At 66.1% G+C, this 14,226-nt stretch carries 14 protein-coding genes; 11 read left to right on the top strand and 3 right to left on the bottom strand.

Annotated elements, in window-relative coordinates; all coding sequences use genetic code 11:
- Window positions 1-211: 211 nt before the first annotated feature.
- A complete protein-coding gene (gene asnB, locus ABD53_RS12930) occupies window positions 212-1,756 on the bottom strand; it encodes an asparagine synthase B (protein ID WP_084709653.1) in 1,545 nt (514 codons plus the stop codon).
- Window positions 1,757-2,543: 787 nt separating this feature from the next.
- Between asnB and ABD53_RS12925 the strand changes: the two genes are divergently transcribed.
- The 9 genes from ABD53_RS12925 (at window position 2,544) to ABD53_RS12885 (ending at window position 10,547) form a co-directional block, all read left to right on the top strand.
- On the top strand, window positions 2,544-3,191 hold the full coding sequence (locus tag ABD53_RS12925) for an ABC transporter permease (protein WP_047866225.1): 648 nt from the start codon (window positions 2,544-2,546) through the stop codon (window positions 3,189-3,191).
- Window positions 3,188-4,489, top strand: a complete 1,302-nt coding sequence (locus ABD53_RS12920) for an ABC transporter ATP-binding protein (RefSeq protein WP_327287049.1) — start codon at window positions 3,188-3,190, stop codon at window positions 4,487-4,489. Before ABD53_RS12925 ends, ABD53_RS12920 begins: the two co-directional genes overlap by 4 nt.
- 55 nt (window positions 4,490-4,544) lie before the next feature.
- Window positions 4,545-5,375, top strand: a complete 831-nt coding sequence (locus ABD53_RS12915) for an ABC transporter permease (RefSeq protein WP_047866224.1) — start codon at window positions 4,545-4,547, stop codon at window positions 5,373-5,375.
- Between the two features lie 95 nt (window positions 5,376-5,470).
- Window positions 5,471-6,472 (top strand): glycine betaine ABC transporter substrate-binding protein, encoded by a 1,002-nt coding sequence (locus ABD53_RS12910; protein ID WP_047866223.1) that lies wholly within the window; start codon window positions 5,471-5,473, stop codon window positions 6,470-6,472.
- Between the two features lie 101 nt (window positions 6,473-6,573).
- Window positions 6,574-6,969: a RidA family protein gene (locus ABD53_RS12905; RefSeq protein ID WP_047866222.1), complete on the top strand. Its 396-nt coding sequence runs from the start codon at window positions 6,574-6,576 to the stop codon at window positions 6,967-6,969.
- 116 nt (window positions 6,970-7,085) lie between these two features.
- On the top strand, window positions 7,086-7,580 hold the full coding sequence (locus ABD53_RS12900; RefSeq protein ID WP_047866221.1) for a DUF427 domain-containing protein: 495 nt from the start codon (window positions 7,086-7,088) through the stop codon (window positions 7,578-7,580).
- A 1-nt stretch (window position 7,581) separates the two neighbouring features.
- Window positions 7,582-8,226 (top strand): pyridoxamine 5'-phosphate oxidase, encoded by a 645-nt coding sequence (pdxH, locus tag ABD53_RS12895; RefSeq protein ID WP_047866220.1) that lies wholly within the window; start codon window positions 7,582-7,584, stop codon window positions 8,224-8,226.
- Window positions 8,227-8,315: 89 nt separating this feature from the next.
- A complete protein-coding gene (locus ABD53_RS12890; protein ID WP_053058054.1) occupies window positions 8,316-9,161 on the top strand; it encodes a fumarylacetoacetate hydrolase family protein in 846 nt (281 codons plus the stop codon).
- A 15-nt stretch (window positions 9,162-9,176) separates the two neighbouring features.
- Window positions 9,177-10,547, top strand: coding sequence for an FAD-binding oxidoreductase (locus ABD53_RS12885; RefSeq protein WP_047866219.1), 1,371 nt, complete (start codon window positions 9,177-9,179; stop codon window positions 10,545-10,547).
- A 6-nt stretch (window positions 10,548-10,553) separates the two neighbouring features.
- Here ABD53_RS12885 and ABD53_RS12880 read toward each other — a convergent pair whose 3' ends face one another.
- Window positions 10,554-11,192: a M23 family metallopeptidase gene (locus ABD53_RS12880; RefSeq protein WP_200900383.1), complete on the bottom strand. Its 639-nt coding sequence runs from the start codon at window positions 11,190-11,192 to the stop codon at window positions 10,554-10,556.
- 105 nt (window positions 11,193-11,297) lie between these two features.
- On the opposite strand from ABD53_RS12880, the gene ABD53_RS12875 reads away from it, so the two are divergent.
- Window positions 11,298-12,191, top strand: a complete 894-nt coding sequence (locus ABD53_RS12875) for a 1,4-dihydroxy-2-naphthoate polyprenyltransferase (RefSeq protein WP_047866218.1) — start codon at window positions 11,298-11,300, stop codon at window positions 12,189-12,191.
- Window positions 12,192-12,371: 180 nt separating this feature from the next.
- Window positions 12,372-12,680, top strand: coding sequence for a thiol-disulfide oxidoreductase DCC family protein (locus ABD53_RS16135; RefSeq protein WP_053058052.1), 309 nt, complete (start codon window positions 12,372-12,374; stop codon window positions 12,678-12,680).
- A 101-nt stretch (window positions 12,681-12,781) separates the two neighbouring features.
- On the opposite strand, the gene ABD53_RS12865 is transcribed toward ABD53_RS16135, so the two are convergent.
- On the bottom strand, window positions 12,782-14,092 hold the full coding sequence (locus tag ABD53_RS12865) for an APC family permease (protein ID WP_047866217.1): 1,311 nt from the start codon (window positions 14,090-14,092) through the stop codon (window positions 12,782-12,784).
- Window positions 14,093-14,226 lie beyond the last annotated feature (134 nt).

Raw genomic sequence — 14,226 nt, 5'->3', positions numbered from 1 at the left:
CCTGGTAGCAGATCCTCTATCTGGTGCCATTGCTTGTCTGTAAGCTCGTAGCGTTTAGGCATCTCTACCTCACTCGGTCTCTTGTCCGCGAGTGAAGTGATGCTATCTCAAATGTCGATTTACCCTAGCACCCCACCCTACCGCTAGACACACCACGGCCCTCTGCCGGAAGATACCGGTAGAGGGCCGCTGGTTTTACGAGGTCCGGGTGCTACGCGGTGGCGAAGCGGCCTATGGTGTCCTCGGGGTTTATGTCGCCGAGATGGTCGTTGAAGATGCGGTAGTAGGCGGCCTCTTCTTTGGTGCGCAGCGGCGGGTCAACCTCGTCCTTGAGGCGCTCGAACTCCTCGTCGGTGACGGTTGCCTCCATGCGCTCCTGTAGAGCATCTGTTGCGCCCGATCCGTCGCCGAACTGGGCCTTCTTGCGCCACAGGAACTCGTCCGGCAGCCAGCCGTCGAACGCCTTGCGGAGCAGGTACTTCTCGCCCCTGTCCTCGGTCGGTATCTTCAGCGCGGCGGGCAGGGAGAGGCCCAAAGAGATCATGTCCAGCTCCAGGAACGGAACGCGGGCTTCGAGGCTGTGCGCCATCGTGACCCGGTCACAACGCTGGAGGTTCAGGTTGTGCAGGCCTTCCACGGTGCGCACCAGCTCCTCGTGCAGGGCCTCCTCGTCGCTGAAGAAGTCGTCGAGGTACTCGTAGCCCGCGAAGATCTCATCCGCCCCCTCGCCGGTAAGCACGACCTTTACGTACCGCGCCGTGAACCCGGCGAGGATGTAGTTCGGCACCGCACTCCGCACGAGAGCCGGGTCGAATGACTCGATGGATCTCACCACCTCTGGCAGAGCCTCCATCGCCTCCTCTGCGGTGTAGATGCTCTCGTGGTGCTCGGTGTCCAGGTGCTCGGCGACGGTGCGGGCGGCCAGCAGGTCCGGCGAGTCCGCGAGGCCGACGGCGAAGGTCTTCAGGCGCGTGCCGCGCTCGCGGCACCACTTGGCGGCGATAGCGGCGACGAGGCTTGAATCCAGCCCGCCGGAGAGGAAGACTCCTACGGGCACGTCGCCCATCATCTGGCGCTCCACGGTCTTCACGAGGCGCTCGCGCACGGCGGTGAGGACGTGATCCGGTATCTCCGCGCCGGGCTCGGTGGGGGCGTCGAGCTTCTCCAGCTCGCGGACGTCGTGGGGGACGGGGGCGGCGAACCGGACCAGCCCCTTCTCCGGGGTCCAGTAGTATCCGGGGGGAAACACCTCTACCTCGGACTGCCACTCGGGGTCGAAGGCGCGCAGCTCGGAGGCGAATACGGCGGTGCCGTTCTTCTTCGCCCAGAACAGCGGCTTTATGCCGACGGGGTCGCGGGCCGCCACGAAGCGGCCGTCCTCACCGGCCACGACGAACGCGAACATGCCCTTGAGGCGGTGGATCTCACCCGGCCCCAGCTTGTCCACGAGCTGCAGGGCGACCTCGTTGTCCGAGCGGGTGGAGTAACTCGCGCCGGGGATGGACCTGCGCACCTCGTCGTGGTTGTAGATCTCACCGTTCCCGACGAGGTACAGGTCTCCCCGCTCGCCTACCAGCGGCTGCTCGCCGCCTTCGACGTCTACTATGGAGAGCCTGCGGTGCCCGAGCCAGCTACCACCGACCCGCACCTCGCCCTCGTTGTCCGGGCCCCGGTGGACTACTCGGCGCAGCATCCTCAGCGCCGACTCCCTGTAGGCCTCGTCGTACCCGCCGTACTGGGCCACTATTCCGCACACGGTCTACCTTCGTCTCCCTTCCGGCTACTGCCGGTTAGTGTATGTGTCCGTAACTCGTAGCTGCCTGTAATATCCGCCCGAGCCTCGACCTCGCTCGTCTTGCCGCCGCACCCGAGGCTCTCGCTATCACTCTGCTCATTGGGGGTCCGGGGCGCGACACACGAGACCGTGTCACCCGGCAGCGGAGGGGAGCCTTCCAGAGCTTCCAGAAAGTCTCCGGCCGGGCTCGGTATCGTTAGCATACTGTATATATGTTTATCCCGTATTGAGGATATGTCAAACCTACCGCCGTGCAAACCGGGATTCTCTCCCGGCACCCAGAGGCCCGTCCGGTACCGGCAAAGGATAACCCGGAACGAGAAAAATCCCTGTTTTAAGGTTCTTTTAAGGTTCTCCCAGCCCCGGCCACCCGGTGCCGTAAGAGGCGTCATATGGGCTCTCGGTCTCCCGGAACGCTCCGCCACGAGCCGTACGACCATAGTGACGCCGCCGTGAGGCTCGTCCGGGGCAGCTCTGGGCCCCTCACCCGGCCCGCCGACAAACTCGGGGCAAGGATCAGGACAAGAAATGCAATAGAATGACACACGTCAAAGACACGTTTGTAACATCAAGCTATCCGCAAACATGCCGACACATACGGAATTGGTTATAATGCTCGCTGGAGTGTGTTTTTACGCTTTCGGGTTAGAAGGGCTTACCGGCACGAGCGGTGTGAAGAATACGATGTCAAGAGCGAGACGGAGAGAGGCATACGGATGCACGAGCGTGACCAGAGGGGCGGTGGATAGTGGGATTTCTCGAGTTTCTTGCTGACGACTGGGAGGATCTCCTGGAGACGACCATCGGGCACGCCCAACTGGTGCTCGTGTCGCTGATCGCCGCGACGCTTACCGGGATAGTTCTCGGGTTGCTCACGTATCGCCGGGAGTTCGCCGCCGAAGTGGTGCTGGCGGTAGCTTCGACGATACTGACGATACCTTCCTTCGCGCTTTTCGCGCTGGCGCTCGCGGCCGGGTTCGGGCTCGGCTTCACCCCGGCTTTCATCGCGTTGTGGCTGTACGGGATACTCGCCATCCTGCGCAACACGATCACGGGGCTCAGGAGCGTGGACCCGGCGGTCGTGGAGTCGGCCCAGGGCATGGGCATGAGCGGCGTCCAGACGCTCCTGCGAATAGAGCTGCCGCTGGCGTGGCCGGTGATAGTGGCCGGCGTGAGGACCTCGGCGCTCATACTCATGGGCATTGCGGCAATCGCCGCCGTGGTGGGCGGTCCCGGTCTCGGAGACTACATCTTTTCCGGGCTCTCCCGGGTCGGCGGGGCGAACGCCCTCAATCAGGTTCTCACCGGCACCCTGGGTATTGTGGTGCTCGCGATCATATTCGACGGCGTGCTGGGAATTGCGGGCAGGCTGGCGACTTCTAGAGGAGTGAGATGAGCCAATACAAGAGCCAATACAAAGAAGAAGAGGGTAATGGCGGACCAACCGGGGCCTCGGAGGCCTCGGAGGCGTCCGGTATGAACGACGGGGCCGGCGGGTCCGACGGTCGGTCCGGGGAGGCCATGATCCGGCTGGACAATATTACGAAAACCTTTCCCGGATCTGACGAGCCAGCGGTACACGAGCTGTCGCTGGACGTACAGGAGGGTGAGATTGTTGTCTTCGTCGGCCCGAGCGGGTGCGGCAAGACGACGACGATGAAGATGATCAACCGCATCATCGAGCCCACTGGCGGCAGGATATTCCTAATGGGCGAGGATGTCACCGACCAGGACGCGGACCAGCTCCGGCGCCGCATCGGCTACGTGATACAGCAGATCGGGCTCTTCCCGCACATGACCATCGCAGACAACATCGCAACGGTCCCCAAGATGCTCGGCTGGGACAAGCAGCGCATCTCCGAGCGCACCGACGAGCTCCTGGAGATGGTCGGCATAGACCCCAAGCGTTTCAAGGGCCGCTACCCCAAGGAGCTTTCCGGCGGCCAGATGCAGCGCGTCGGCGTGGCGCGCTCGATGGCGGCCGATCCGCCGGTGATGCTCATGGACGAGCCGTTTGGCGCGATAGACCCGATCACCCGCGAGCGGCTGCAGGACGAGTTCCTCCGGCTCCAGGAGACCCTGAAGAAGACCATCGTCTTCGTCACCCACGACATAGACGAGGCCATAAAGATGGGCGACCGCATCGTGATCCTCAAGGAGGGCGCGTTAATAGCCCAGTACGATACCCCCGAGGTCATACTCACGGACCCCGCGGATGATTTCGTCGAGGACTTTATCGGGAGCGGGGCGACCATCAAGCGGCTCTCGTTGAGCACCGTAAAGGACATCGAGCCGACCGACTGGCCCGTGATCGGGCCCTCGACGGGCGGCGAGGAGGCGCTGAGGACCATACAGGACTCCGGCCGGGAGTACGCGCTGATGCTGGACGAGGAGAAGCGGCCGCAGCGTTGGATCCCCGCCGAGGACCTCAAGAACGACGGGAGAGATCTCTCCGAGATGGGCCGTCCGGCGGTCGCAATCGTCAAGGACGACGCCAACCTCTACGACACGCTGGACGCCATGATCACCTCCTACAAGGGCTCTGCGGTGGTCGTTGACGACGACGGCGCCTATACGGGCGTCGTGGACTTCGACACCGTTCTCGAAGCCATAGGCGAGATGCGTCCCGGCCAGCAGGGCGCGGTGGACCAGAGCCCCTCCGGCCAGGCCGCCGACCAACAGGTGACCTCGTGAGTGGTACGGGGCCCGCAGGGCCCGGCGCGCGGGCACGAACCGAAAGAGCCCGCCGATGACCGACCTCAAGGACCAGAAGGCTGAGGAGGTAAGGGAGGAAGAGGCCTCGGAAGGGCGGCCGGAGGCTACCGAGCAGAAAGGACCTTCCCGCTCCGGGGGCGGGGCCAGGAAGGTCCTGCGCTACGCCACGTTGCCCCTGATACTCGTGGCCGTCTGCGTGGCGAACTATCTGTGGGTGGGCACCCTGAGCCTCGACTCCATCGAGGAGCGCACGATTAACGCGGACACCATACTGACGCTCATGCGCCAGCACCTGGTGATATCCGCGATCACGACGGTCGTGGTCGTCGCTCTGGCCGTCCCCACCGGGGTGCTCCTGACCCGGCCGGCGCTCAAGGCGGCGACCCCGATAATAGTCGCCGTAGCGGGCATCGGGCAGGCGATACCGTCCATAGGGCTCCTGGTGATCTTCGCCATACTCCTCGGCTTCGGGACGTTCTGGGCGATAGTCGCGCTCGTGATCTACACCCTCTTGCCGGTCCTCAGGAACACGATGGTCGGCATCCAGCAGGTAGACAGCTCGGTGATAGAGGCCGGCCGCGGCATGGGCATGACAAAGACCGCGGTGCTGTTCAAGATAGAGCTGCCGCTGGCGATCCCGATCATGCTCGCCGGCATCAGGACGGCGCTCATCCTGGCGGTCGGCACGGCGACGCTGGCGACCTTTATCAACGCGGGCGGCATGGGCGACATGATAGACACGGGCCTCTCGCTCAGCCGGGACTCGATCCTCATTACCGGCGCCCTGCTAACCGCCGTGCTCGCGCTCGGCATAGACTACATAGCCGGAATAGCGGAGGACATCCTCAAGCCAAAGGGCCTGTGATGAGGTAGCGCCCGGACGCCGTAGACGGGGACACGCAAAAATTCTGGCTACCGTATACCCGCTAATCGTGTAAACAAAAACATAGGAGGAGATTAGTGTTCAAGAGAAAGAAGCTAACCGTAAAAACCCTGGCGCTGGCGCTGGTTGCCTCGCTCGTGCTCGCGGGCTGCGGCGGCGTGGTCGGCGGCGGGTCCTCGGCTTCCGGTCCCATCTCGGACGTGGACCTTTCGGGGGCGGATCTCACCGTGGGCTCCAAGGACTTCACGGAGCAGTTGATCCTGGGCTACATCGCCGTCAAGTCGCTGGAGTCGACCGGCGCTAGCGTAACCGACCAGGTCGGGCTCGCCAGCACCAACGCGGCCCGCAGCGCGCTCGTAAACGGCGACATCGACATGTACTGGGAGTACACGGGCACCAACTACATCACCCACCTCGGCAACACCGACCCGCCCGACGACTCACAGAAGCTCTTCGACACGGTCCAAGAGACCGAGTTACAGGAGAACGACATCCGGCTGCTGGAGCCGCCGGCCCCGATGAACAACACCTACGCCCTCGCCGTGCGCCAGGAGGTCTATAACGAGGACAGCGACCAGTACGACGAGGACCTGGCACAGATGGAGAAGCTCTCCGACATAGGCCAGCTCATCGAGGAGAACCCGGACAAGGCCACGGTCTGCGTAGACAGCGAGTTCGCAGCCCGCGACGACGGCCTGCCCGGTATGGAGAAAGAGTACGGCTACGAGTTCCCCAAGGGCAATATCTCCCGTTTCCAGGAGGGTGTGATCTACGATCGCGCTGACGAGGGTGACCCGTGCAACTTCGGCGAGGTCTTTACCTCCGACGGCCGCGTCGCCGCGCTCAACCTCAAGCCACTCGAGGACGACGAGGGCTTCTTCCCGCTCTACAACCCGACGATCAACGTCCGCGAAGAGGTGTATCAGGAGAACAAGGCGCTCTCCGACCTCTTCGAGCCGATATCCGAGGAGATCACGCTGAAGACCATGCAGGAGCTCAACGCCCGCGTGGACGTCGACGGTGAGGACCCGGAGGACGTCGCCGAGGACTGGCTGACGGAGCAGGGCTTCATCGAGTAGCGGCCGGGCCGAGCACAGAGCCGCTCAGCTCACGGCGCCGGGTCCTCCTTTGCGAGGCGCCCGGCGTTTCTTCTGGATCGTAACCAGGGTATCCTGTAGGCGTGAGGCGCGACAACATCACCAGCGGGACGCCCTGGGAGTCCGAGTTCGGCTACTCGCGCGCCGTTAGGGCCGACCGCTCCGTCCACGTCTCCGGGACCACCGCCACGGACGGCTCCGGCGGCATAATCGGTGTCGGGGACGCCTACGCCCAGACGGTACAGGCCCTGAGGAACATCCGGGTCGCGCTGCGGGCGGCGGAGGCGGAGATGGAGGACGTGGTCCGTACCCGCATCTACGTCACGGACATGGGCGACGGGGAGAAGGTCGGCCGGGCGCACCGCGAGTTCTTCGAGGAGATACGGCCCGCCTCGACCATCGTCGAGGTGCGCCGGCTCCTCTCGCCCGAGATGCTGGTCGAGATAGAGGCGGAGGCCGTGCTCCCGCCGGGACGTTAGTCTTCTTCGACCTCTTGGGTCTTTCAGGTTCTTTATCACGGTCGCACACCCGCTGTCTCATATAATCTTGGGGTGAGATCCTTACCACGAGTACCACGAAACGGGAGGTTTGCGGAGTGAGTGAGAGCCGCGTGGAGCCGGGACCGGGTCAGGAGTCCGTGTGGGACTATCCGCGCCCGCCGCGCATCGAGAGCGTGGATAAGCGGGTGAAGGTGGTCTTCGGCGACGTGACCGTGGCGTACACGAGCCGTCCCAAGCGGGTGCTGGAGACGAGCCACCCGCCGGTGTACTACTTCCCGCCCGAGGACGTGAGGATGGAGCACCTGCAGCCGAAGGCGGGTGCCTCGATGTGCGAGTGGAAGGGGGCGGCGCGCTACTACCGGCTCGTTACCGACGAGAAGGAGGCCGACCGGGCCGCCTTCGCCTACCCGGACCCGACCCCGGAGTTCAGGGAGATAAAGGACTACGTCGCTTTCTACCCGTCGCTCATGGACAACTGCTGGGTGGACGGCGAGAAGGTCGAGGCCCAGGAGGGGGATTTCTACGGGGGTTGGATCTCCTCGGACATCGTAGGCCCGTTCAAGGGCGCGCCCGGCACGACCGGCTGGTAGCGTGGAGGATTCCGTAGCCCGCCTGCGCCGCGAGTACACCCGGACCGGCCTCTCCGAAAACGAAGCCCAACCCGACCCGGTGGAGCAGTTCCGGCGCTGGTTCGAAGCGGCGCTCGAAGCGGGCCTGCACGAGCCAAATGCCATGACCCTCGCCACCGCCGACTCCTCGGGCGCGCCCTCCGCCCGCATCGTGCTGCTAAAGGGCTACGACGAGCACGGTTTCGTCTTCTACACCAGCTACACCGGGCGCAAGGCCGCCGAGCTGGAAGAGAACCCGCGCGCCGCGCTAGTCTTCTACTGGGGCAAGCTCGAGCGTCAGGTGCGCGTCGAAGGCGAGGTAAGTCGGCTACTCGCCGAGGAGTCCGACGCCTACTTCGCGAGCCGCCCGTGGGGCAGCCGTATAGGAGCCCACGTCTCCGAGCAGAGCCGCCCCATAGACAGCCGCGCCGCGCTGGAACGGCGCCAGCGAGAGCTAGAGGAAAGATATGCGGGACGCGAGGTCCCACGTCCCGCAGGCTGGGGCGGCTACCGGCTCGCGCCACAGAGAGTGGAGTTCTGGCAGGGCCGCGAGAGCCGCCTGCACGACAGGCTGCTGTATACGCCAGACGATTCAGGCGGCTGGGAGATCACGCGCCTCCAGCCATAGACGTTTCTTACCGGCGCGGAGTCGGTCACTGCTGCTAAGATGCCTCCCGTAAACAGGGTAATACAGTTGATAGAAGCGGGGAGGAACCTTTGAAGCTCGTAACTTACTCACGGCCCGGAGAAGAGCCGACGATCGGTTATCTCGAGGATGGCCGGGTGCGGCAGATGGCGGAGCCTGGCATTAGCATGCTGGAGTTCATAGAGCACGGCCGCGATCCGGAGGACAGGCCCGACGAGGACGAGTCGCTGGCGATGGCCGAGGTCGAGCTCCACGCGCCACTCGGTGGTGCGACGCGGGGGCCGCAGAAGATCCTGGGCATCGGCCTCAACTACCGCGACCACGCCGAGGAGACCGGGGCCGAGCTACCCGAGAAGCCCATACTCTTCGCCAAGTACGCCAACACCATCGCCGCGCCCGGCGAGGCCATAAGCATACCCCCGATCACGGAGCAGGCCGACTACGAGGCCGAGCTCGGCGTGGTTATCGGGCGTCCGGCGCGCAACGTCTCGGCCGGGGAGGCCCTGGATCACGTCTTCGGCTACATCGCCTGCAACGACGTCTCGACCCGCGACCTGCAGTTCTCCGAGGGCGGACAGTGGACCCGCTCGAAGTCCATAGACACCTTCTTCCCCATCGGTCCGTACATCGCCACCGCCGACGAGGTGCCGGACCCGCAGGCTCTGTCCGTGCGCTGCGTGCTGAACGGCGAGACCATGCAGGACGGCAACACCTCGGACATGATCTTCCCCGTCGCAGAGCTTATAGCGTTCCTTTCCACCGGAATGACCCTGATGCCGGGCGACATCATCTCCACCGGCACCCCGGCGGGCGTCGGCACCGCGCGGGACCCGAAGGTGTTTCTGGGGGACGGCGACGAGGTGACCGTCGAGATACAGGGCCTCGGCACCCTGACCAACCCGGTGCGGGCGGAGTAAAGGGAGGTGGCAGCCGTGAGCCTCGCCTCTGAGCTTGCGGCGATCCTGTCGGAGGACCGGGTCGTGACCTCCGGCGAGGAGGTCGGACGTCATGGAGGCGGCGTAGCGGACCACTCGCCGCGCCCGCCGGAGGCGGTCGTCTACCCCGAGAGCCGGGAGGAGGTCGCCGCCGTGCTCGTGTTCGCGGGGGAATACGGAGTGTCCGTGACGCCTTTCGGTCAGGGGAGCAGCCTGGAGGGCCACGTCGTGCCCGAGAGGGGCGGCATAAGCCTGGACACCTCTCGCATGGACCGTATTGTCGAGCTGCGCCCGGAGGACCTCATCGCGCGCGTCGAGCCCGGGGTTACCCACGAGCGCCTGAACCGCGAGCTTGCCCCGCACGGGCTATTCTTCCCGGTGGACCCTGGCTGGGACGCCTCGATAGGCGGCATGGCGGCTACGAACGCGAGCGGAACCAACGCCGTGCGCCACGGGGTGATGCGGGATCAGGTCCTCGGGCTAGAGGTCGCACTCGCCAACGGGAGCCTCATGACGACCGGTGGGCTATCCGCCAAGTCCTCCGCCGGCTACGACCTCACGAGCCTGTTCGTGGGCTCGGAGGGTACGCTAGGGGTGTTTACCGGGATCACGCTCAGGCTCAAGCCCCTGCCCGAGATGGCTATCGCCGCCCGCGCAACCTTCGGGAGCGTCGAGGAGGCCGGGGAGGCGGCTATAGTCATGATCCGCTCCGGCATGCTCGTCGGCCGCGTGGAGCTGGTGGACGAGCGCACGGTGGCGGCTGTAAACGCCTACTCTGGCACCGCTTACCCGGAGTCCCCGACGCTGTTCCTGGAGTTTAGCGGCGACGAGGCCGCCGTCGAGGCCGACACCGGCAGGGCACGGGAGATCGCCCGCTCCGGGGGCTGCGACTCCTTCGAGCACGAGCAAGACCCCGCAGCCCGCGAGACGCTGTGGGAGGCGCGGCACAAGGCCGGGCTCGCCGTCCGGGCCCTGAACCCCGGGAAGGCCACGATCTCCACCGACGTGTGCGTGCCCATCTCGGATCTTCCCGGAGCCCTCGGAGCGGCCCGGCGGACCATCTCCGAGGCCGGGTTCGAGGGCGCGATCCTGGGCCACGTCGGCGACGGCAACTATCATGCGATCTTCCCGATGGACGCCTCCGACCCCGGAGACGTGGATCGCGCCTCCCGCGTGAACGCCGAGATAGTGGACTACGCCCTCGCCCGGGGCGGCACTTGCACCGGAGAGCACGGCATCGGCTCCGGCAAGCGCCGCTCCCTGGAGAAGGAGCACGGCGACAGCATCCCCCTGATGCGCGGCATAAAGCGCCTCCTGGATCCGGACGGAATCCTCAACCCCGGCAAGGTGCTCCCGAACGAGACGTAGCCTAGGTTATGAAAACGGACCTTCGGGCTGTACGGTGAAAGAGCCGCCGTTTAGCCTGAGACGTTCGAGCAGCGGGTACGGGTTCCGGGCTCCGCTCTCGGCCTGCTGGTCCGGCTCGGATGCGGTGTACCAGCCCAGGTGCAGGTGCGGCGGCCCGGCCTCGCGGGTGCCGGGTGGACCTCCGCCGGTGGAGCCGACCTCGCCCAGTTTGTCTCCGGCCTCCACCTCGTCGCCCGGCTCTAGGGCGGTGGACCGTCTCAGGTGCGCATAGTAGAAGAGATCGCCGCGCTCGACGGGTCCAACGTCGTTGGCGGCCCGGACGTTCACCGTGTAGCCGCCGAGTGTGTTCCAGCCCGCTTCACTGGACTCCTCGCCATCCACCACCGTGCTCGCCGTGATCGAGCGCACCGGCGTACCCCTCGGGGCGAATATGTCCGTGCCCTCGTGGCCGCCCTGCGGCCTGGTGGCGCCCCAGTCGTCCGTGTACCCGCCCGTGTACTGCTCCGGGAGCGGGAACACGGCCTTTCGAGGCTCGGGCTCCAGGAAGCCGCCGCCCGCGGCCGAGCATCCCGCCGAAAGCATCAGGATCAGGCCCAGAACGAGGATAAGAGTGCGGCGGGGGGGTTTCTGCTTTGGACTGTACACCGGGTGGATGCTAACAGCGCGGCGGCGCGGAGCCTGTAAGATGTTGCGCGTGACTCCGTTAACCCCGCCAATAGAGAAGCCGGCGACCACCGCGCGGAGGCCGGCGTGAGCGCGACCCCCGGCGAGTGGGTAAGGCTCGCACGTCCGGTCACCCTGACGGCGGCGGCGGTGCCGGTTCTCTTCGGGACGGCGCTCGCGCTGCGGGACGGCGGCTTTAGCGCCGGGCCGTTCGTGGCGATGCTCGCGGCGAGCCTCCTGATACAGGCCGCGACCAATATGTTCAACGAGTACTACGATGCGGAGCGCGGCCTGGATACGGTTGACTCGGTCGGCAAATCCGGCTCCATCGTCGGGGGCAAGCTGCGGGCCCGCTCGGTGCTCCTGGCGGCGCTCGGGCTGTACGCGGTGGCTTTCGTGCTCGGGCTATACCTCGTCGCCGTGGGCGGCCTCGTTATACTAGCGCTCGGGCTGGTGTCGGCGCTCGCGGGATACCTCTACACCGGGGGGCCGCGTCCGATCTCCTCGACCCCGGCCAGCGAGGCGACGGTCTTCGTGTTCATGGGCGTGCTCATAGTCGCGATCTCCTACGCCGTGCAGGCCGGCGGGTTTCCGCCGGGCGTGCTTCTGGCCGCGCTCCCGCTCGGCTGCCCGGTCGCCGCCATCCTGCTCGCGAACAACATCCGGGACTTGGACGAGGACGTCCGGGGCGGACGTCGCACCCTGCCCATAGTGCTCGGCCGCAGGGGCGGTATAGCCGTGTACCGGGGCCTGCTCGCCGGGACTTACGTCTTGCTAGCGCCGCTCGTCCTCTCTGGCGTGGTGCCGGTCACGACGCTCGTCGCGCTACTGAGCCTGCCGCTGGCCCTGCGGCTGTGGCGCGGCGTGGCGTCGTCTACCGTACCGGCGCGGCTGGCGCCGGTGGTGAAGGGTACCTCTGGGCTGCACGCCGTTTTCGGCCTGCTCTACGCCGCCGGGGTGGTGATCGGCGTACCCTTGTAAACCCCTGTAACACCTTCCGGCCTGATGCTGTTAGGCTCTGTACCGTGGACGGCTAGGCGATAAGACGAGGAGGCCAGGATGGCGGCGTTACCCGAGCATCTGGTACTGATATTCGACGGCGGCTGACACTTTTGAACGCGGTGCGCGCGCCTCGTCGGGGCGCTGGACCGCAACCACCGCGTGACGGTGGTCCCGTATCAGAAGAGCGGCGTCCCGGAGGAGGCCGGGCTCTCCGAGGAGGACTGTAAGGCGGCCGCCTGGAGCTACGTCCCCGGCGAGCCGGGCAATCCCCCGCAGCGCCACCGGGGGGCGGAGGCCATAAACATGTCGGTCGCGGTGGCGACCGGCATCCCGCTGCCGCACCGGCTGTACGAGCTGCCCGGCATGCCTTCTCTGCAGGAGAAGGTCTACGACTGGGTGGCGGCCAACCGCGGCAAGGTCCCGGGCGATACCCCGTACTGCGAGCAGTACCCGGAGGAGTGCCGGTAGAGGGTTCCTGCTACCTACCCGGATAGGGCGCGCTGAAGCAGAGATGGGTGCTATGCGGAGTGGGCTCCATGCCTCATCGCATCCCGCTGCGCCTCGGCGAGCTATCCTGACTCGCTGTCGCCTCTGTCACCATTGCGCGCCGCGGCCAGTCTCGTGGCGATATATAGCAGGAGCCCTATGCCGAGGGCGACGGCCGCGGCCAGCAGGTTGACGGCGTCCTGGCCTGTTACGAGCAGCGCGAGGCTCAAGACGGCGGCGACCGCCGGTATGGCCGGCCCGAGCGGCAGCCTGAAGGGACGCTCTGCCTCAGGCCGGCGCAGGCGCAGGATCGCCGCCGAGAGGCAGACCATCAGGTACTGGTAGAGTCTGGCGGCGACGTTCAGCAGCAGGAGTTGCTCGAAGGTGCCGGTCGTAGCCAGCACCAGCACGAGCCCCCCGGTCACCCAGGTCGCCACGACCGGGGTCGCGAGGCGCGGGTGTACCCGTGAGAGCACGTCCGGCAGCATCCCCTCCCGGGAGAGGGCGTAGAGGTTGCGCGGCGCGGTCAGCGCGACGCCGCTCTGGGTTCCGAAGATGGAGATGAGCGCCCCGATGGTCACCAGCGCCAGGCCGCCGGTAAACATCGCCGCCCCCACGGAGGTTAGTGGCGAGCCGGTCTCCGCCAGTCCGGGCTGGATGCGCAGGGAGGCGTACTGTATCAGCATGTAGAAGACCGTCACGCCGCCCAGAGTGCCGAGCACGGCGACCGAGATGGCGCGCCCCGGGTTGCGCATCTCGCCGGAGGGCACGGTGGTCCCCTCGAAGCCGCCGAAGGCGAAGATGGTTAGCGACACCGCCGCCAGGAAACCGCCGGCCCCGACGGGCACCGCACCGAGCCCCGCGTTGCCCGTCTGTCCGGCGAAGGTCAGCCCCGCGACCACGAGCACCAGAAGCGGCACGAGCTTCGCCACGGAGAAGACCTGGATCACCCCCGAGCCGAGCCGAACGCCGAGCGTGTTGAGCAGGCACAGGATCACTATTATCCCGGCGATAATCAGCACCCGGGCGACGCCCCCGATGCCGGGCACGAGGTCCGAGAGGTAGTCCACGAAGCCGTTTGCGAGCACCGACCACCCGGCGAGGTAGGTCATCCACGTCATCCAACCCACCGAGAACCCGACCGTCCGGCCCATCGCCTCCTGGGCGTAGACCACGGGCCCCCCGGTGCGCGAGAACATCGTCCCGACCTCCGAGTAGGAGAGCCCCATGAGCATCACCAGTAGCCCTGCCGCGAGATACGCGAACACCGACAGAGCCCCCGCCTCCGCCGCGAGCTGGCCCGGCAAAAGGAACACGCCGCCGCCGACCACCGCGTTTATGCCGATCAGGAGCACCGCCGGGGTGCCTAGAACCCGCTGTAGACTTTCCTGCAACCTACGCCTCCACTCGACCTCACCGGGGTCGCCGTCTCAGGCAATCCAACACTTTATCTAATACACCGTGCAAACAGGATGAATCTAGCATGCCCGTCAAGGGCGGACCGGCGCGGGCCACGGTGGACTCCGCT

It is taken from the genome of Rubrobacter aplysinae, assembly GCF_001029505.1.
Lineage (GTDB): Bacteria > Actinomycetota > Rubrobacteria > Rubrobacterales > Rubrobacteraceae > Rubrobacter_A > Rubrobacter_A aplysinae.
Note: the sequence above shows the minus strand (reverse complement) of the source record. Positions and strands in the feature narration are given on the sequence as shown.

What these genes read in the sequence shown, in the direction of transcription:
- ABD53_RS12915 (WP_047866224.1), top strand. Translation starts at nt 4,545, where the DNA reads ATGACCGACCTCAAGGACCAGAAGGCTGAGGAGGTAAGGGAGGAAGAG.
- ABD53_RS12920 (WP_327287049.1), top strand. Translation starts at nt 3,188, where the DNA reads ATGAGCCAATACAAGAGCCAATACAAAGAAGAAGAGGGTAATGGCGGA.